The organism is Psychrobacillus sp. FJAT-21963 (assembly GCF_001420585.1).
Taxonomy (GTDB): Bacteria; Bacillota; Bacilli; order Bacillales_A; family Planococcaceae; genus Psychrobacillus.
This window is the reverse complement of record NZ_LJIY01000001.1, coordinates 795,415-813,701: the sequence shown is the minus strand read 5'-3', so window position 1 is coordinate 813,701 and position 18,287 is coordinate 795,415. Positions and strand designations below refer to the sequence as shown.

General features: G+C 36.3%; 20 protein-coding genes and 1 riboswitch. Of the genes, 11 read left to right on the top strand and 9 right to left on the bottom strand.

Going from position 1 to position 18,287, the window contains the following annotated elements; all coding sequences use genetic code 11:
• The first annotated feature begins 130 nt into the window (after positions 1-130).
• The 7 genes from AN959_RS03905 to AN959_RS03875 all read left to right on the top strand — a co-directional run bounded on the left by AN959_RS03905 (position 131) and on the right by AN959_RS03875 (position 6,531).
• Positions 131-1,525 (top strand): bifunctional UDP-sugar hydrolase/5'-nucleotidase, encoded by a 1,395-nt coding sequence (locus AN959_RS03905; RefSeq protein ID WP_056828456.1) that lies wholly within the window; start codon positions 131-133, stop codon positions 1,523-1,525.
• Positions 1,522-2,568 carry a P1 family peptidase gene (locus AN959_RS03900; protein WP_056828454.1) on the top strand — a complete coding sequence of 349 codons (1,047 nt, stop codon included), beginning with the start codon at positions 1,522-1,524 and terminating at the stop codon, positions 2,566-2,568. The genes AN959_RS03905 and AN959_RS03900 overlap by 4 nt, the downstream gene beginning before the upstream one ends.
• Before the next feature lie 68 nt (positions 2,569-2,636).
• Positions 2,637-2,741: riboswitch (TPP riboswitch) on the top strand.
• A gap of 96 nt (positions 2,742-2,837) precedes the next feature.
• Positions 2,838-4,115, top strand: coding sequence for an acetylornithine deacetylase (locus AN959_RS03895; protein ID WP_056828452.1), 1,278 nt, complete (start codon positions 2,838-2,840; stop codon positions 4,113-4,115).
• A 21-nt stretch (positions 4,116-4,136) separates the two neighbouring features.
• Positions 4,137-4,820: a thiaminase II gene (gene tenA, locus AN959_RS03890; RefSeq protein ID WP_056828449.1), complete on the top strand. Its 684-nt coding sequence runs from the start codon at positions 4,137-4,139 to the stop codon at positions 4,818-4,820.
• A 17-nt stretch (positions 4,821-4,837) separates the two neighbouring features.
• Positions 4,838-5,314 carry an energy coupling factor transporter S component ThiW gene (locus AN959_RS20525; RefSeq protein ID WP_082460753.1) on the top strand — a complete coding sequence of 159 codons (477 nt, stop codon included), beginning with the start codon at positions 4,838-4,840 and terminating at the stop codon, positions 5,312-5,314.
• Complete coding sequence (gene thiE / locus AN959_RS03880) at positions 5,304-5,918, top strand: thiamine phosphate synthase (RefSeq protein WP_082460751.1); 615 nt, start codon at positions 5,304-5,306, stop codon at positions 5,916-5,918. The genes AN959_RS20525 and thiE overlap by 11 nt, the downstream gene beginning before the upstream one ends.
• Positions 5,919-6,126: 208 nt before the next feature.
• Complete coding sequence (locus AN959_RS03875; RefSeq protein WP_056828447.1) at positions 6,127-6,531, top strand: GNAT family N-acetyltransferase; 405 nt, start codon at positions 6,127-6,129, stop codon at positions 6,529-6,531.
• A 903-nt stretch (positions 6,532-7,434) separates the two neighbouring features.
• Here AN959_RS03875 and AN959_RS03865 read toward each other — a convergent pair.
• A complete protein-coding gene (locus AN959_RS03865; RefSeq protein WP_056828443.1) occupies positions 7,435-9,582 on the bottom strand; it encodes a type IA DNA topoisomerase in 2,148 nt (715 codons plus the stop codon).
• 128 nt (positions 9,583-9,710) lie between these two features.
• Positions 9,711-10,031 (bottom strand): general stress protein, encoded by a 321-nt coding sequence (locus AN959_RS03860; RefSeq protein ID WP_056828441.1) that lies wholly within the window; start codon positions 10,029-10,031, stop codon positions 9,711-9,713.
• Between the two features lie 150 nt (positions 10,032-10,181).
• On the opposite strand from AN959_RS03860, the gene AN959_RS03855 reads away from it, so the two are divergent.
• On the top strand, positions 10,182-10,679 hold the full coding sequence (locus AN959_RS03855) for a flavin reductase family protein (RefSeq protein WP_053590673.1): 498 nt from the start codon (positions 10,182-10,184) through the stop codon (positions 10,677-10,679).
• 229 nt (positions 10,680-10,908) lie between these two features.
• Here AN959_RS03855 and AN959_RS03850 read toward each other — a convergent pair whose 3' ends face one another.
• From AN959_RS03850 to AN959_RS03835, 4 genes are all read right to left on the bottom strand, one after another.
• Positions 10,909-11,418: a hypothetical protein gene (locus tag AN959_RS03850; RefSeq protein ID WP_056828439.1), complete on the bottom strand. Its 510-nt coding sequence runs from the start codon at positions 11,416-11,418 to the stop codon at positions 10,909-10,911.
• A 172-nt stretch (positions 11,419-11,590) separates the two neighbouring features.
• Entirely contained in the window at positions 11,591-12,328 is a 738-nt protein-coding gene (locus AN959_RS03845; RefSeq protein WP_056828437.1) for a metallophosphoesterase, read from the bottom strand.
• Between the two features lie 134 nt (positions 12,329-12,462).
• On the bottom strand, positions 12,463-13,209 hold the full coding sequence (locus tag AN959_RS03840) for an SDR family NAD(P)-dependent oxidoreductase (protein WP_056828435.1): 747 nt from the start codon (positions 13,207-13,209) through the stop codon (positions 12,463-12,465).
• A 122-nt stretch (positions 13,210-13,331) separates the two neighbouring features.
• A complete protein-coding gene (locus tag AN959_RS03835; protein WP_056828433.1) occupies positions 13,332-14,021 on the bottom strand; it encodes a TVP38/TMEM64 family protein in 690 nt (229 codons plus the stop codon).
• Between the two features lie 226 nt (positions 14,022-14,247).
• Here AN959_RS03835 and AN959_RS03830 point away from each other — a divergent pair, with 226 nt between their 5' ends.
• Complete coding sequence (locus AN959_RS03830; protein ID WP_253278864.1) at positions 14,248-14,562, top strand: YdeI/OmpD-associated family protein; 315 nt, start codon at positions 14,248-14,250, stop codon at positions 14,560-14,562.
• On the top strand, positions 14,562-15,293 hold the full coding sequence (locus AN959_RS03825) for a bifunctional 2-polyprenyl-6-hydroxyphenol methylase/3-demethylubiquinol 3-O-methyltransferase UbiG (protein ID WP_056828431.1): 732 nt from the start codon (positions 14,562-14,564) through the stop codon (positions 15,291-15,293). Before AN959_RS03830 ends, AN959_RS03825 begins: the two co-directional genes overlap by 1 nt.
• A gap of 42 nt (positions 15,294-15,335) precedes the next feature.
• On the opposite strand, the gene AN959_RS03820 is transcribed toward AN959_RS03825, so the two are convergent.
• A complete protein-coding gene (locus AN959_RS03820; RefSeq protein WP_056828429.1) occupies positions 15,336-15,821 on the bottom strand; it encodes a hypothetical protein in 486 nt (161 codons plus the stop codon).
• A 131-nt stretch (positions 15,822-15,952) separates the two neighbouring features.
• Between AN959_RS03820 and AN959_RS03815 the strand changes: the two genes are divergently transcribed.
• Entirely contained in the window at positions 15,953-17,233 is a 1,281-nt protein-coding gene (locus AN959_RS03815) for an erythromycin esterase family protein (protein WP_056828427.1), read from the top strand.
• A 10-nt stretch (positions 17,234-17,243) separates the two neighbouring features.
• On the opposite strand, the gene AN959_RS03810 is transcribed toward AN959_RS03815, so the two are convergent.
• Together AN959_RS03810 and AN959_RS03805 are read right to left on the bottom strand one after the other, a co-directional pair.
• Positions 17,244-17,984, bottom strand: coding sequence for a DUF1129 family protein (locus tag AN959_RS03810; RefSeq protein WP_216598628.1), 741 nt, complete (start codon positions 17,982-17,984; stop codon positions 17,244-17,246).
• The gene (locus tag AN959_RS03805; RefSeq protein ID WP_056828423.1) at positions 17,896-18,240 is read right to left on the bottom strand and encodes a PadR family transcriptional regulator; all 345 of its coding nucleotides are present in this window, start codon (positions 18,238-18,240) and stop codon (positions 17,896-17,898) included. The genes AN959_RS03810 and AN959_RS03805 overlap by 89 nt, the downstream gene beginning before the upstream one ends.
• Positions 18,241-18,287 lie beyond the last annotated feature (47 nt).

Here is an 18,287-nt window from a genome sequence, read left to right as displayed (position 1 = left end):
CTATATTACCAAAATTATATACATGCAAGAAGGGAATTTCATAGTTGAAAACAAAATATTTGTTAGAGCGTTTTTATAGAATTATCAGAATATGGTAGAATATGTACAGACATATAAATCGGAGGAACCTATGAAATTAAAAATTCTACATACAAATGATGTTCACAGCAACTTTGAAAATTTTGCTAAAGTAGTAACGCTTATTAATGAGTATAAAGATGAAAACACGTTATTATTGGATGCTGGAGACTTTGCCGACTTTAAAAGTATCGAGTTGCAAGGCACAAGAGGATTAGCTGCTATTGAATTATTAGAAGCAGTAGGCTACGATGCGCTTACGATAGGTAATAACGAAATGTTTAATGGGGTGGATACACTTGAGTATATGGCGAGTAATAGTTCTTTCCCTTTTATAAGCAATAATTTATTTAAAAAAGATAAAAGTATTATAAATGGTGTTTATAAAAGTATCATCATAGAGAAAAGTGGTGTACGAATTCTATTAACTGGGTCTTCTCCTAATATGGGAGAATTTAATGATGGTCTTGGTATTTACATGACCGAATATAAAGAAGCGATACATAATGAGATAAAAAACTATGAAGGAAAATTTGATATTTGTATTCTCCTAAGTCATATTGGCACATTTGCGGATGAACCACTTGCATTGGAAATACCGGAAATTGATATTATTATTTCTGCCCATGACCATAAACTTTTCCCTCAAGCTAAAGTTATAAACAATATTATTATGAACAGTGCTGGGAACTATGGCGAACATTTAGGAATACTAGAACTAGAAATCAATGAAGGTAAGGTGACACTACTTCACTCTGCTACCATTTCTTCAATAGATGTGGAAAAGAATGAAGGAGTGCTTTCTATATTAAAATTGAATAAAGAAAAAGCAATTGAAGTATTGAGTCAGCCTCTTTATCCATTAGAAAAAGCTTTATGGCATGATGTTGTGGAAGAAAACCCTTTAACTAATTTAATAGCAGATGGGCTAAAGGATATGCTACATTGTGACATTGGTTTAATCAATAGTGGTATTTGTAACGCAGGAATATTCCATAAAATGACGAATAAAAAACTGATCGAAGTATGCCCGTCTCCATTAAATCCAACTTCTTTTGAAATACAAGGGAAATATATTAAAGAGGCTTTGGAACAATCACTTGATATTCAAGCTTGCTTAGCGGATGGACGTGGACCTGGTTTTAGAGGGAGATTTGTAGGGCGATTACATATAGCAGGAGCTGAAATTGAATATAAAGAAGGAAAGATTGATACAGTTTTTGTAAATAACAGACCACTTGAAGATGAAACCTGGTACACAGTGGCTAGCTCCGATTATTTACAAAGAGGTTCTGGATATCCTTGTCTTGCAAACAATCGAAACGAAAAATATCGGCCCGAGGAAATAAAAGATGTCATTCGTGTTTATGCAGATCAAAGTGGTTTTATTGAAAAAGCATACAAGAACAGATGGAAGGACTTATCAAAAGAAAGGGTATTCCAATGAAAATAAGAGAAAGAGGAATTGTAATTGGTCGTCTTCCAGTAGGAGAAGAAAATTGTATTACAGATGTTAAAGGTGTAAAAGTGGGTCATGTAACACTTGATATTCCTTTAGGTGAAGGGGAGCATGCTTGCACTGGAGTGACAGCAATACTGCCGCACGAAAAAAATTTATTTAAACAAAAAGTGGTAGGAGCTAGTTATGTATTAAATGGATTTGGAAAAACAACAGGTCTTGTACAAGTAGATGAATTAGGACTTATTGAATCACCTATTATGCTAACCAATACGTTTGCTGTACCAGCAGTTACCCAAGGAACATTGGAACATATGCTAGAGGGCAATCCGGAAATAGGGGATACTACCGGAACGATTAATATCGTTGTGGGGGAGTGCAATGATAGTAGATTAAACTCCATTCGCAAATTACCGATTCAGCCGAAGCACGCAGTAGAGTGTATTAAAAAAGCTTCATCAAATGTCTCTCTAGAAGGTGCTGTTGGGGCAGGAAAAGGCATGATATGCTTTGGCTATAAAGGTGGAATAGGTTCTTCTTCTCGACTTGTAAAAGAAGAAAATAGCAACTTAACCTATACACTTGGTTGTATCGTTCTAAGTAATTTTGGGAGTAAGGATGATTTTCAAAGTGACAACTATAAGGTTGTAAAACAGAAAGAAATTACCGATTTTCTTAAACCAGCTGATGGATCGATTATGATTGTTCTGGCTACAGATGCTCCGCTGAGTAGTAGACAGTTAAAGCGATTGGCGAAAAGATGTGGTATCGGGCTTGGTAGAACAGGTAGTCATTTTAGTAATGGAAGCGGGGATATTGTTATTGCTTTTTCTACCGCACATAAGATTCCTCATTTTTCATCAGAAAATATGGAAACAAGAGAGCAATTGAGAGATGATCAACCTATAATGAATAGTCTTTTTCAAGGTGCAGCGGAAGTTACAGAAGAGGCAATATTAAATTCTTTGTCACAGGCTGAAACAACTGCTGGGCGTATGGGGAATACCGCATATGCTTTTCCTTTTGATTAAGTTTAAGAAAACAATCTTGTAATTTTTAAGTCCTATGGTAAGATTTAAATGCAATTAATAACTAAATAAATGACTGCTAGGGGAGCCTTTGTTAGGCTGAGACACATCATTGATGTAAACCCTTTGAACCTGATCTAGTTAATACTAGCGGAGGGAAGCAGCTGGGACCCCTACTGTCGTATGTTTGGTTAATTATGTAGAAAACAGCCGCTTTCCGTTTATGGAGAGCGGTTTTTTGTTTTCAAAAATAATTGATGGAGGGAAGAAGGATGACGCAAATACTGGAACTACAAATTTCTAAAGTAGTAGATGAACAGAAAGAGCAGCTTTTACAAATACTTGCGGATTTAATTGGTTTTCAGACCGTTAGTCCGCCAGCGAGAAATACGGTGGATGCACAAATGTATATTGCTCGCTTTTTAGAGGAACAAGGATTCCAGACTGATAGCTGGGAGGTTTATCCGAACGATCCTAATGTAGTAGCCACCAAAAAAGGAAGCGATGACCAAAATTTTAATAGCTTAATTATTAACGGTCATATTGATGTTGCAGAAGTGGGTGATATCAGTGAGTGGACGGTGCCAGTATTTAATCTGACAAATAAAGACGGAAACGTTTATGGCAGGGGAACTTCGGACATGAAGGGTGCGATAGCTGCAACATTATTTGTCACTAAACTATTAAAAGAGATGGATATTAATCTAAAAGGGAGCTTACAAATACAATCTGTTATTGGGGAAGAAGCAGGAGAGGCTGGTACTCTTTCGTGTGTTGAAAAGGGCTATACAGCTGATTTTGCACTAGTAGTAGATGGAAGCAATCGTCAAATCCATGGACAAGGTGGCGTAATAACTGGATGGATAACAATAAAAAGCAAAGAGGTTTTCCATGATGCGATGAGGATGAAGATGCTTCATGCAGGAGGTCTAGTTAAGGGTGCTAGCGCAATTGAAAAAATGATGAAAGTAGTTGTTGGACTTCAGGAGCTTGAACGTCATTGGGCAGTAACGAAAGAATATCCAGGGTTTTCACCTGGAACCACTACCATTAATCCCGCGGTTATTGAGGGAGGGAGACACGCTGCTTTTGTGGCCGATGAATGTCGACTATGGATCACCGTTCATTTTTATCCAAATGAAACGTATCAATCAGTAGTACAAGAAATAGAAGAGCATTTAAATAATGTCGCAATGGCGGATCCTTGGTTACGAGAAAACCCACTACAATACCGTTGGGGTGGCAAATCGATGATAGAAGAACGTGGCGAAATATTTCCCGCATTAAAAATGAACGCTGAACATTCAGCAGTTCAATTGCTTGGGCAATGCCATGAAGAGATAGAGAAAGTGCCGGTCGAAATTGGAATGTCTAAATCTGTGACGGATGCAGGATGGTTAGGTGAAGCAGGTATTCCCACTGTTATATATGGACCAGGTAAATTGGAAGAAGCGCATTCTGTAGATGAAAAATTAAATGTAGAGGAGTTACTAACATTTACAAAAACACTCTTTTTATTTATTTGTCGATGGTGTAATACAAAAAAATAATTATTACCGGAGGGAAATTTTATGATATCTACAAAGAAATTTAGTGACCGATTATTTGAGAACGCTAAACCTATTTGGGAAAAAAATCATCAGCATCCTTTTGTACAAGAGTTGGGAAAAGGAACGTTGTCTGAAGAGAAATTTATTCATTATATGAAACAAGATTACGCCTATTTACTCGACTATTCTAAGTTGTTTGCGGTAGGAGTTCAAAAATCACTTGATTTAGAGATGATGTCAAAATTTTCCAAAACTCTTCATGACACCCTGCATTTTGAAATGGATTTACATCGTACGTTTGCGGCAGAGTTTGGTATTACTCCGGAAGAACTGGAATCTACGAAACCTGCACCTACCAATTTAGCTTATACGCGTTATATGTTAAATGTTTCTCAAAATGGCTCGCTAGTAGAATTAGTTTCCTGTTTACTTCCATGTGCTTGGGATTACTGGGAAATAGGGAAACTATTGCGCAAACAGTATGGGGACACCTTGTCCATCAACAAGTACGCAAAATGGATAGAAACTTATGATTCAGAAGAATTTGCAGAAGGTGCCAAGTGGTTAATACAGTTGATGGATCAGTTAACAGAAGGGAAACCGGAAAGAGAACTGGCTCGCATAGAAGAACATTTTCAAATGACCTCTAAGTTTGAGTATTTATTTTGGGAGATGAATTATCAATTAGAAAAGTGGCCGATTTAAAGGAGAAGCAGGGATAAATGAATAAAACTAGGAAACTAACATTAACATCACTAATTATCGCTATAACGACGATATCAAGCCATCTCATATTTATACCAGTAGGTTTTGCAAAAATCTTTCCGATCCAACATTTTGCAAATGTACTCTTATCGGTTTTACTAGGACCATGGTATGCGCTTGCAGGTGCATTAATTGTATCCACTCTACGAAATTTGTTAGGAACAGGATCTATTGACGGGGACCACTGGTTAACCAAAGTGACTGGTACTGGATGCATGACTACTTCTTTAATAGCATCTTTCACTGGAACGACAGCCGACTATTTTTCGGCAAGCATAGCTGGCATGTCTGTAATGAGTTTAGCTGGGGAGAGAGCGAAAAAGAGTATGTCTGAGGAAGATGGGATTGGTCATTTTAAAGCTCAATTGATGGATGAAATTTTTCATATGAATGAAGAAGTATGGGGAAAAGAGGTTTCTATAATTGAAACATAATATGACATTATATTTAGTGACAGAAGAATCGATTTCTATAGATTCATTGCTAACAGTTGTGGAACAGGCTATTAAAGGTGGGGTAACAATTGTTCAACTCCGGGAAAAAAATAGCTCTAGAAGAGACTTTTATGAAAAAGCAAAGGCATTAAAGAGATTACTAGATTATTATCAAATACCCCTTATCATTAATGACCGTATAGATATAGCAATTGCAGTGAAAGCGGCTGGGGTCCATGTAGGTCAGACAGACTTACCGATTTGGATAGTGAAAGAAATTGTACCTTCTTCGTTTATAATTGGAGTTTCCGTGGCAACGCTCGAAGAAGCAAAAAATGCTGAGCTTGAAGGCGCTAATTATATAGGCGTCGGCTCTGCTTTTCCTACTGGTACAAAAAGTGATGCAAAGCTTTTAAGTAAGGGTATCCTAGAAGAAATAACGAAAACTGTTTCCATTCCTGTAGTTGCAATAGGGGGTATAACACTTGAAAATGTATCCTCGTTGCAAGATAGAGGAATTGCTGGAGTCGCTGTAGTTTCAGCGATAATGAAAGCGGCGGATCCCTTTTATGCTGCTCAGCAGTTTAGACTGAAACTAAAATAAGAATCTCCATTGAAGTTAAGTAGATCAGGTATCGTTGAGAAACAATAGAATTACTAAATAAATTGTTATAAATGAAAGGAATTCTATACTTTAAGTAGAATAACATATAAGTATTTCTTATAAAGCTTGGAGGTAATACTTTTGTTACTTTACTTTTGATATATATCATCTGTCTAATAATTTAATTTAAATTAGGAGCTGATATATAATGATTTACAAGAATTCGCTCGAGGGTATCTCATCTGATATGTTAAAGGGTTTTTTTGTAGATTGGCCGAATCCGCCAAATCCACAAACTCACTTAAAGCTGTTAAAAAAGAGCAGTAAAGTGATTATTGCTATTGATGAAAATACTAATCAAGTAGTTGGATTTGTTACCGCGATAAGCGATGGGGTTCTTTCTGCCTACATTCCTTTTCTTGAAGTTTTACCAGAGTATAAAAGTATAGGTATAGGTAAGGAATTAGTAAATCAAATGCTCATAGAGCTTGAAGACATATATATGATTGATTTATGCTGTGACGATGACTTAGTTCCTTATTATAAAAAGTTTGGAATGCTGAAATCGAATGGTATGAGTTTCAGGAACTATAAAATGCAATCTGGAAGATAAAATAATTTATGCAAGAAAAAGCGCTTGGCTATTTGTCCAAGCGTCAGACTTTAGGTAGACTCTGGATTTTGAGTTTATCTATAGTCTTTTTTCTTTTAAGATAAAAATATGATAAATAGAATTGGGATTCCGCTTCCGGCGGACGCTTTCCGCGGGCGGGGCCGAGCCGCTTCCTTCGCAAAGCTCTAGGGCACTGAAAAAGTCCTCCATGAGATTTCATAACGGTATGTGAACGACAAATTGTTCACATACTCGTTTTTATTTTGAATCCGTTAATTTACGTTCCAGGCGGACGCGTTCCGCCGGCATGGCTTCAGCCGCTTCCCTCGCTATGCTCAGTCCAGGGTCTTCAGCTCATGCTCTTCCGGCTGGAGTCGCCGCCTTCCACTCCAATTAACTATTATCCGCTTTTCAATTAGGAAATCATCATGCCATTAATAGAGCGAGTTTTTATCACTTACATTTTTTCAATTAGTATTTATAGAAAATCGTTGAAAAAGGCGACACTCCTGTGGGAATAGCGTTAGCTGAAGACCCCGCAGCGCAGCGAGGAGGCAAAGGCAACGCCTGCGGAAAGGGAGCCGTTTCAACGATTTCCTTATTTATCGGACGACATTATTTAGTAAAGTCAAATTCTATGGACTTTTTCAGTGCCCTACAAAGCTCAATCCAGGATCTCGACAGTCCCGCTTTTGCCGTTGGAGTTGCCTCCTCCGCTCCGATTAATATATTGAATAATTACATATATGATATAAGTTAAGATTTCCCCCGGTAAAATATTATAATGACAAAAGGTATCGAGAGGACGACCTCTTGATAACTTTTGTCGACAATCTGGGCTTGGATATTTGTCCAAGCGTTTTGAAAATTGTATTATATAAAAAAATGGCCACTCTTAACCATTTATTCCTTGAAGTCTAGTTTTAACTTGCCTTCGACTAGCATAAGGCTAGCATTAAAGGTTTGCCCGTTTTCTGCAACAAATCCTTTGATAATATTTGTTTTTCCTTTTGTACAGAGCAGTTTAATCTGACTTGGCGTAATCTTCTTTTTTAAAAAGAATCCATTAAAGGTTTGGGTGCAACCTTGTTTATAATTGGTACAGCCGTAAAAACCTTTTCGTGCAACGATAGAACCTTCTTTACATTTTGGGCATGGAGTAATCGGTTCTTGTTTATATTTAGTATATTTAGAACTTGATGTTTTAGACGGAATGAGTTTGATATCAATATTTTTAGATTTTAGTTGATTAGGGACTTCTTGTAATAAACTATTTATGAACTTTCCAATGCTATTTAGGAAACGTTCCTGAGAACCTTCGCCATTACCAATCTTCCGTAAATAGGTTTCCCACTTTGCTGTCATGGATGGGCTTGCTAGAAGATTTCCTTCAATTGCTTGGCATAGAACTCGTCCTTTATTTGTGATAGAAACGATATTTTTTGTAACATCAATATATCCGTGTTTCTTAATTGTTTCAATGATACCACTTCGGGTTGCTTCTGTTCCCAGTCCTTCTACTTCTTTTAATATTTCTGTTTCCTCTTTGTCTTCTACCAATTTACCGCAGGTTTTCATCATAGCAATAAGTTGACCTTCTGTATAAGGTTTGGGAGGCATTGTTTTTCCTTCTTTAATACTAATATCACTTTCTACTTTTTCCTGATTATATAGAGGGGGGAGTGTTGGTTCTTCTTTTTCACTTTCTTTATCAGAACGAATAAATAACGCTTTCCAGCCTTTGTCTCTTTCCGTTTTTCCAGTTGTGAAAAAGGAAAGCCCATTAACATCTGTCGTCACTTTAGTTTCTGTATACAAATAATCACTATGAAACATCGCAAGGGTTGTACGGACAATTTCCTCATAAAGATTTCTTTCCATACTAGACATGCCAGCAAGTACAGCCTGAGAAGGGATTTTCTTCGTCGGTATAATTGCGTAGTGCTCCTGTACTTTTGAACTGTCCACATATCGCTTTTTAGGAGCGAGTGAAGTAATAGGGAAGGAATGTCCAATTAGCTGTTGATATTCTGATACTTTAGATGATAAATAAGAGAATTCACTTGGTGTAATATAACGCGAATCCGTACGAGGATAGGTAACAAGTTTTTTCTCATACAATCCCTGCATTGTCTTTAAAGCATTAGCAGGACTCATTTTCCATAATCGATTCGCTGTAGCTTGTAGCGTCGACAATGAATGGAGTTGGGGTGGAGGAATACGTTTTTCCTGCTTTTCTACAGAAGTTATTTCTCCAGGTGAATTCCGTTGAATAGCATGTTTAGCAAGAAGCTCCTGAATGATTTCTCGTTTTGGCTCCTTTACTTTTGCTTTTCCCTTATAGTTCCCGTTTGTTGCAGTGAATATTGCTTCTACTTCAAAAAATGGTTCAGATACAAAGTTTTCAATTTCCAATTGACGTTGATAAATTAAGTAAATAGTTGGTGATTGAACACGGCCGATAGGAAAGACTTCTCGAATACCTTGTGATTGTAATAAAAGAGAATACAGCCTAGATCCATTCATTCCAACAAGCCAATCACTAATTTGGCGTGCCTTTGCTTCATCATATAAAAGTAAATCTTTTCGGTTATCCTGTAAGTTAGCAAAACCTTTACGAACTTCTTCAGTTTCTAATGAATTAATCCATAATCGTTTAATCGTCTTTCCTTTTGCTCCAGTATGATTGTAAATACTATAGAATATATTTGATCCTTCACGGTCAACATCACATGCGTTTATGATTGTATCCGTTGTTTTCATAAGTTTTTTCACGATGGTGAACTGCTTGTATTTCCCCTTTGCCACTTGGAATTCATAATGATCTGGTAATATGGGAAGACTATTCAAAGACCATTTATCCCATTTTGGATCGTATGCTTTCGGTTCCTTTAGTTCAACAAGATGACCTACTCCCCAGGTTATATAGGCTCCTTCGGGGAAAATAGGGCATGGGTTGATTTCTAAGAAGCCCTCATGTTTTTTGACTGAAAAAGCATCAGCATATGCTTTTGCCTGACTAGGTTTTTCAGCTAGAATAACTGGTTTCAAACAAGTACACCTCACAGTTGTAAAAAAATAAAACACTCGTTCTTATAATTGTGCATCAAATTTTTAAAAAATACAAATAAAAATCCCATTCGCCCAATGAAGGGGAATGGGATTTACATATACATGAATCAATTATGAGCAACTATTACTAATTTACCTTCATCGAGCTCTTTTTCAGCAGCCGCAGCTTCTTCTTTTGATAAGCCAGTTGCTTCCATTTTATTTCGTAACTCATCGCCACGAGAAGTAAATAGGTTCTTCATCGACTCTAAAATGCCTTGTTCTTTTATTCCGACATCACTTGTATCTAAAGCGTCGTTAATATTGTCTGCTCTTTCTTTAAAATGAGCGAAAATATGAATATTATCTCGTGAATATCCTTGTGTTTCAAATTTTTCAATTTCTTGTTTAGCTTGAACGGCATTTTCTACAGAAACTTTAATTGTCATATTAAATTCCTCCATTGTTGTATTATTTGCTATATCTATCTTTACCCTTCATTAGGGTTGTTTAAACAAAGAGTCGGGTAGAAATCTAAATGTGTGAAAGAAAAGGTTGATTTTGATATTCTAAAAAGAAAAGAGAATGGAAGTTGCTTAATGGAAAATAAATTGGAACAAATAGCTAGTTTTAAAGCTGCTATGGGAAATTACCCGACAGGTGTTACGGTTGTGACTGCATTTAATCCAGAAGGTAAACCAATGGGATTGACGGTTAATTCCTTTGCATCGGTTTCTTTAGAACCCTTGCTAATTTTATGGTCTATAGATAAGAGAGTAAACTCGTATAACGATTTTCTCAAAGTAGATAAATTTAGTGTAAATATTTTAGCTGAGAATCAAAGTGATTTATGTAATTTATTTTCAAGTAAAGTAGAGGACCGATTTGGTCAATGTGACTGGCAGGAGTCTGATTTAAAATTACCTATACTCACCGATGTGCTAGCAGTATTGCAATGTAAGGTATTTAAGCAAGTGGAGGCTGGCGATCATACAATTATGATTGGAGAAGTAATTGATATTCAAAATTATAATAAAGAACCGCTACTATATCATCGAAGAACTATTGGAGCTATTCCAAAAGAGTTTTATAAATAAGAAAAAGGATATCTAAAGAGATATCCTTTTTTCATGTTTAATTTATAGTCACCGAGTTTGCGTGAGAATGTATCGAAAAGACCGATGTTAAAGGCGATTAGAAGTGTACTAAAAATGTACTCTACATAATAGTGATAGTACAGTACCTAATTGTAAAAAGGATTTCAAAAAGATGTTATCTATCTGTACTTATATGAATAAAATGTCTCTCTGATTAACAAGTGGAGGATCAGTCTGGCATCCTATACCCGTATGGCCAATCAGTCTGACCTTGCTGATTCTGAGGACTTTGCTCCCAAGGGTAACCCTGCTGATCTTGTTGACCTTGCCCCCAAGGATACCCTTGCTGATCTTGTTGACCTTGCCCCATAGGATAACTTTGCTGATCATACTGGCCTTGCCCCATAGGATAACCTTGCTGATCATACTGGCCTTGCCCCATAGGGTACCCTTGCTGATCATACTGGCCTTGCCCCATAGGATACCCTTGCTGATCATACTGGCCTTGCCCCATAGGATACCCTTGCTGACCATACTGGCCTTGCCCCATAGAATAACCTTGCTGATCATACTGGCCTTGCCCCCAAGGGTAACCTTGCTGGTCATACTGACCCTGCATCCATGGATAACCTTGCTGACCATACTGGCCTTGCATCCATGGATACCCTTGCTGACCATACTGGCCTTGCATCCAAGGATAGCCTTGTTGCATTCGTCCTCTTCGAAACTTCCCAAACATTCAATTTTCCTCCTTTTTATTCTTCAAATTAGCATATGTAGAGATAAAAGGAGGGGTTGGGAACTACTTCGTTTTTGTTTTCAATTTGTTGTTCTAAAGGCACATTTTGTTTCATCTTTGAACTGTTTAAATACTTGAGAACAAAAGGGCAGAAAAAGAGAGAAATCATAATCTAGTTTTCTAAGTAAAAAAGCTTAAACAGTATCTCTCTTTGAGGAACTTTTAGTGTTTTAAACTTTTGGATAAAGGCTTCCTTATTATAGGTAGCTTGCTTAATTTGAACAGTAGGCTTCCTTTCCTTAAAATCAATGATTGCATAAGGAGCAGTATTTCCTTTTGAAACCCCAAGTGCCCCAGGATTTAAATAGATTTGGCGTTCATTTTGAAAAAAATGTTCTGGATGATGGTGGCCAAAACAAATAATATCAGCTGAATAATTTTCGTACATCTTCTCCATATTCTCTAAGTTTGGCTCTAATATACTGTAAAAAGGGTCATCTTTAATATGTGCGTGTTGCTTATTAAATTCAATATGATAATGAATACCAATGACCTTGATACCATTAATTTCTTTTTCTATTATTCGGGGAAGTTGGTTTAGCTTTTCGATATGGTAAGAAGATAATTGGTTTGCAATCCACTCGTGATGTTCACGTGTATGTTTATAACTTTCTGGATGACCTTCACCAGCCAATAGGGACAAAATAGCTTCATCATGGTTTCCAGTAATCATACGAACATCGTTACGAGCAAACAGTAAATCTAATACTTCGTTTGTTTCTGGCCCCATTGCAATCATATCTCCAAGACACCATATTTCTTCTATATCTCCATTTAGGTCAATTTCTTTTAGAACTTCCTTTAATGCCATTTCATTTCCATGAACATCTGTTATGATTGCAAGCTTCAAATGTATTCGCTCCTTTTTTATATCTATATGTATAAAAAAGGTTGTCCTTTTATAGGACAACCTCAGACTATTGACAAATGCTTTCGTTCTTCATTGCGTGCTCGTCTAATACAAGTATCTTCAACCTACTAATTTTATTTAAAGCTTAAGAATCCATCGTCCACAGGAACTGTTTGACCGTTAATCGCGCTTGCTGCATCGGAAAACAAGAAGGCAACAACTTCTGCTACTTGTTGTGGTTTAATTAATCGATTGTGCATATGTTGCGCAGCTAAATAGTCTTTCATTTCCTTATCTTCGCCAAGAATAGGAGTGTCGATAAATCCAGGTGCAACTCCGTTTACACGGATACCATATTCAGCTAGTTCTAAAGCTGCTGATTTAGACATCATCACTACTGCCGCTTTTGCAGCATTATAGTTGAAACTACCTTTAGCAGCCATTGTACCATAAATAGAAGCAGTGTTAACAAATACTCCTTTTGCGCCGATTTCTACCATTTTTTTCGCTGCATAGTACATACCATAATATACGCTATGTTGATCGACATCTATTACTTTATGATAAGATGCAGGGTCCATTTCTAAAAATGGTTTTACTAAACCAATACCTGCGTTGTTGAATATTCCATTTAATGTACCGTATGTCTCTACTGTGAAATTGATTAGCGCTTCTACTTCTTCGGCTTTCGAAACATCTAGTTTGTAGGATGTAGCTTTACCACCACTTTTTTCAATTTGAGCCACTGTTTCTTTTGCACCAGCTTCATTAAAATCAGCGATTACAATTGTGTTACCTGCTTCTGACAATTTGTACGCTGATTCTCGTCCAATTCCACTACCGCCACCTGTAACAATAATTACTTTACTTTCTGTTGCCATTTAATGTTCCTCCTCAAATGAAATTTTGACATTTTCTTTACATATTTAGTATAACGCTTTAATGTCTCGAATTCAAAATATCTGTTTTGCTATGAAAACATACAATTGTAATATGGATGAAGTTAATCGATATTATCCTTTTCTAAAGAAACTGCTTTTCTTTTATTTCGAACTATTTTAATGAAATAATATAGCGCAATCGCAGCTATAATAACGATCCAAATGACATATTCATCCCATTCTGCAGACAATATCCCCGCAGGTATTAAAGCTAAAACGAAGAAGTAAAGAAAATTTCCAATGGAGGTTGCTAATAAATATGGGAATAACCTTATAGTACTCAGCCCTGCTAAAATATTTATGATACTTGTTGGAACGAAGGGGAAAATTCTTGCTTGGAATACATATGTAAAACCATTTGCGTCAACTTTTTCAATTAACTTCGGGTTAAATTTTTTCATAATTATATCTTGGAAAATATAGCGAACAGAGCAATAGACAATTACTGAGGCAACGACACTTGTAAACCAGCTCCATAAAAAACCCTTCATAAATCCAAATAAAGTAATATTTATTGTAATGACAAGGACTAAGGGGAATACTGTAAAAGAGTTTTGTATGAGCATAACGATGAATAGGAAGAATAGGGCAAATCCTAAATTTTTATTTAAGAAGCTGCGAATACCTTCGACATCTCCATCTAAGAGCAATGAGATTAAATCTTTATTTAATATAAAAAACAGGATTAATAGAAGTAGCCCGATCCATATGATCCATTGTTTTTTTAGGAGTTTGTTTATAATTGTCTTCATAGGTCACCTGTTCTTTCGATAAAGGTCGTTAATTTTATCCTACCATGCTTTAGTCTTTGTAAAAAATTTTGGGCATTGTAATGGCTACTTATTCTTTGCTTATCCCAAAAAGAATAATCCGACGTATAGGGAATATATTGATCGTGACGATATGATCAATTCGATTTCACCAGATGAGGATGGATACGTTACAGGTAGTGATTTGAAATTTTCAAGAATGGTCAGTATGAACGAAACATTTACTGTTGTGGGTTTAAAATCAGTGCCAAAGAAAAAGAAAAAAAGTACTACAACCCCAAACAGTCAATGTGTAGACGATTATATTCAGAATGTTAAATATATTATAAAGTATTTAGAGAGGAATGAGAAATTACTCGATTTTTATAATCAATTAAAACCTGGTTATCAAAAGGATTGGGCTCGTTATGTTTATAGTGCAAAGCGTAAAGAAACACAAGAAAAAAGACTGCTTGAAATGGAGAAAATCCTTGGGGAAGGTTATAAGTCAAAGGATTTATATAGAAGAAATGAGGGAATATAATGAACTACCGAGGCTCTAGTGCTTACGATCAATCGGAATTCTTCTCAAACTATTTGAAAAGAAGAGATAGAAAGGACAGTCCCAATAACGCGATTGAAGGACCAATTATATATGAACTAATTGGAGATTTTACTAATAGAACGGTACTTGACCTAGGTTGTGGAGATGCTAGGTTTGGAAAAGAACTATTGGAAAATGGAGCAAAGCAATACACTGGCTTAGAAGGTTCCAAACAAATGGCGGCAACTGCTATTCAACAAATTTCAGGCATGAATGGGGAAATCCATTTGGAATCAATGGAGTCTTTTCATTATCCACAAAATGAATATGATCTAGTAACTTCAAGATTTGCCATACATTATGTAGATAATATTCAAAAACTGTTTAATAACGTGCATCATGCATTGAAAGAGAATGGAAAGTTTGTGTTTAGCGTTCAACATCCACTTACCACGTCATCCTTTGAAAGTAAAAAGGCAGGAGATAGACGGGAGAACTGGATTGTGGATGACTATTTTATCGTGGGGGAACGAAAAGAACCATGGATGGATGAAGTGGTTATCAAATTTCACCGAACAATTGAGCAATACTTTCAAGCTTTAGTTAGAGCAGGCTTTCAAATAGTCGACTTACGAGAAGGTGAGCCAAAGATTGAACATTTTAGCAACGAAGAGGAATTTAAAAGAAGATTAAGAATTCCTGTTGTGTTGGCTTTTTCTTGTGTGAAATAAGGAAAGGGGATGGATTAGAATAATCTTTCCCCTAGTTAAATTTTATTCAGTCAAAGTTACATTATGTTCTTTTGCCAAATCTTCTATTTCATTTAAAGCTTGGCGCATTAATGCTCTTCCTTCATTAAGCATTTGGTTGGCTTCGTTAATTTTATCGTAATCTTGGGCTTCAATTGCGGCTAAAACGGTTACTATACCATTAAATTGTGAGTTGCTTGCGTCTATATAAAGTTCATGTATCTCTCTCACTTCTTTAGTCTCTGGTCTAATTTCCTCTAATTCTTCAATAAGCTTTCTGTATTTCGGTATGACAACATCTTGTATATGGACGTATGTTGTTTCATCATTCACAAAATTTTCACCAATGACACTTTCATATTCTGAGATAGCTTCAGTCTCTAGTTCTTCTAATGCCTTTATCTCATTGTTTATATAGTGAAGTAGATCATCTTGAACAGGGTCACCACACGCACTTAGAACAAATATAGGAATAAAAGCTAAAATTACAAAAAGAAGTCGCTTTATCATTGTACCTCCTACGGCAAGATTGGATTCAAACACTAAAATCAGCATATGCAAGTCAATAAGAATACGGTACGGATAGTTATGAATGAAAATAGGTGAAATGACTCAAGCTTTAATAGAAGGGAGTGAATTCGTTGGTTTCTCTTGAAGAATCTATAAAAAAATATGCATTGCGTTATGAAACAAAAAACGATTTAACACCAATAATTGATGCCATTGGTGATGCGAAAATAGTCCTTCTAGGGGAAGCTAGTCACGGTACATCAGAATTTTATACCGTCCGAGCTGAATTGACTAAACGATTATTAGAAGAGAAAGGGTTCTCTTTGATTGCAATTGAAGGAAATTGGCCATCCACTCAGCGTATAAATAGGTTTATAAAGGGCTATACGAAGGAACCGAGTAATGTAATGGAAGCTCTTCAGGCATTTGAACGCTGGCCAACTTGGATGTGGGCAAATGAAGAAACTGCTGAATTTGTTAGTTGGTTAAAGGTGTACAACGAGCAAAAAGAGCATAAGGTTGGTTTTTATGGAATTGATATATATAGTTTGTGGGAGTCATTAGATGAAGTAGTGAAGTATTTAAGTCAAACGAATCCCGAAGGAACGGATTTAGCATTTGCCAAAAAAGCACTCTCATGTTTCCAACCCTTTAATCGCCATCCCGAAACCTATGCATTTTCATCTTTAAATATTTCGGATGCATGTATAGAGGAAGTTGCCAAATTAGTTTCTTCCATACGTGCTCATGAGGACAATTATAAGGATGAAGTAGAGTCTGACTTAAATTTAAAAATAAATGCAATGGTTGCTAAAAATGCGGAGGAATACTACCGCGCAATGGTTCGTAGTGATGAATTGTCATGGAATGTTCGTGATGAGCATATGGTCGAGTCAATCAATGAAATAATGGACTATCATGGGAAAGATGCAAAAATAATCGTCTGGGAGCATAATACCCATATCGGAGATGCATCTGCTACGGACATGAAAAATTCCGATATGATCAATGTCGGACAGCTCCTCCGCCTGCAAAATAGAAAGGAAAACGTTTTTGCAGTAGGTTTTGGTACTCATAGAGGAACTGTTATTGCAGCAGATGAATGGGGACTTCCTTATAAAATTATGGATGTTCCACAAGCACGAAAAGACTCTTGGGAAGATGCATTGCATGACGCAGGAGCATTTGATAAGGTATTGATTTTTAATGAAGAAAACAGGTCTTTATTTAATGATTGGATAGGTCATCGAGCAATAGGGGTTGAATACAATCCGGATTATGATGCATATGCCAATTATGTACCATCAAAAATAGGAAGAAGATATGATGCTTTTATTTACATCGACAAAACAAAGGCGCTTTCTCCTTTAGATAGAGAGCAACATAAGACTAAGGCTGCTCAAAGATTTTGAGCAGCGATTTTTAATTGCCTGCTTTTTTCATTAACCATGAAGTTAGCAATAAAATTGCACCAATTCCAAGTGAAACAGTCCATGGAAGCACAAAGGAAGGACCGAAATCCTTGATAAAATAGCTAGCTATAAAAATAAATAAGAAGCTTCCAGCACCATATAAACCTGCTTGCAACATCATTTTCTTATCACTTGAATTTTGATTGAAAGCTGTTTTATGAATTAAACCAAAAATTACTTTTACTCCAATAGCAATCAATAGTGCAATTAATAAGAAAATTAGAAGAGAGGGGACAATATAAACTCTAGAAACATTCTCTTGCCCTACTAATAGAGTAGCAACGCTTCGGATGACTAAAAACCATCCAAGCAAATTCACTCCTATTCGGCTAAGAAATTTAGACGTGCTTTTTCTTTCTTCCTTTGGTAAATGGTTAATTATTTCGTCTGCATAACCTCTCGGGTCATCGCCAAATATTTCTCTCGCTGTTTTGCCATCTTGTTGACCTTCTATTAAATGATCTAACATCTCCATTAATACTTCTTCCGATTGTTGTTCAGATAGACTTAGTTTAGTGCGTATATAAAGAAGCATTCCGGAATAATATTTTTCGTTATCATCTGTCAGCAATTCTCTTTTTTGATTGTTTTGCTCTATTAATTCACTTGCTTTCCTTCGTATTTCCTCCTTTTGATAATAGGGTGTTAATCGGTACAGATAATTGATTCCATTCCTCTGAAATGATTTCAAGAGCTTCTTTGCCTGCTGCTGTTAACGAGTAATACTTTCGATTTGGACCAAAATCGGAAGGTCTCATTTCACCTATAATAAGTTTGTTTTTTTGAAGTCTTAATAAAACAGGGTAAATTGTGCCTTCACTAACATCCGATAAACCGATTTCTTGCAGTTTTCGGGATAGTTCATATCCATAAACAGCTTCCCTCTCTATTACAGCAAGCACGCATCCATCTAGAATTCCTTTCAAGAGTTGACTTCTAATTGACATAAGTGAGCCTCCTCTATAGCTAACTTGTAAAACATAATAGCTAGATA

Coding starts and splice junctions, on each gene's coding strand:
- AN959_RS03855 (WP_053590673.1), top strand. CDS start 10,182: ATGGAAAATAAATTGGAACAAATAGCTAGTTTTAAAGCTGCTATGGGA.
- AN959_RS03820 (WP_056828429.1), bottom strand. CDS start 15,821: ATGATAAAGCGACTTCTTTTTGTAATTTTAGCTTTTATTCCTATATTT.
- AN959_RS03860 (WP_056828441.1), bottom strand. CDS start 10,031: ATGACAATTAAAGTTTCTGTAGAAAATGCCGTTCAAGCTAAACAAGAA.
- tenA (WP_056828449.1), top strand. CDS start 4,137: ATGATATCTACAAAGAAATTTAGTGACCGATTATTTGAGAACGCTAAA.
- AN959_RS03875 (WP_056828447.1), top strand. CDS start 6,127: ATGATTTACAAGAATTCGCTCGAGGGTATCTCATCTGATATGTTAAAG.
- AN959_RS20525 (WP_082460753.1), top strand. CDS start 4,838: ATGAATAAAACTAGGAAACTAACATTAACATCACTAATTATCGCTATA.
- AN959_RS03840 (WP_056828435.1), bottom strand. CDS start 13,209: ATGGCAACAGAAAGTAAAGTAATTATTGTTACAGGTGGCGGTAGTGGA.
- AN959_RS03905 (WP_056828456.1), top strand. CDS start 131: ATGAAATTAAAAATTCTACATACAAATGATGTTCACAGCAACTTTGAA.
- AN959_RS03850 (WP_056828439.1), bottom strand. CDS start 11,418: ATGTTTGGGAAGTTTCGAAGAGGACGAATGCAACAAGGCTATCCTTGG.
- AN959_RS03830 (WP_253278864.1), top strand. CDS start 14,248: ATGAACGAAACATTTACTGTTGTGGGTTTAAAATCAGTGCCAAAGAAA.
- AN959_RS03805 (WP_056828423.1), bottom strand. CDS start 18,240: ATGTCAATTAGAAGTCAACTCTTGAAAGGAATTCTAGATGGATGCGTG.
- AN959_RS03900 (WP_056828454.1), top strand. CDS start 1,522: ATGAAAATAAGAGAAAGAGGAATTGTAATTGGTCGTCTTCCAGTAGGA.
- AN959_RS03825 (WP_056828431.1), top strand. CDS start 14,562: ATGAACTACCGAGGCTCTAGTGCTTACGATCAATCGGAATTCTTCTCA.
- AN959_RS03835 (WP_056828433.1), bottom strand. CDS start 14,021: ATGAAGACAATTATAAACAAACTCCTAAAAAAACAATGGATCATATGG.
- AN959_RS03895 (WP_056828452.1), top strand. CDS start 2,838: ATGACGCAAATACTGGAACTACAAATTTCTAAAGTAGTAGATGAACAG.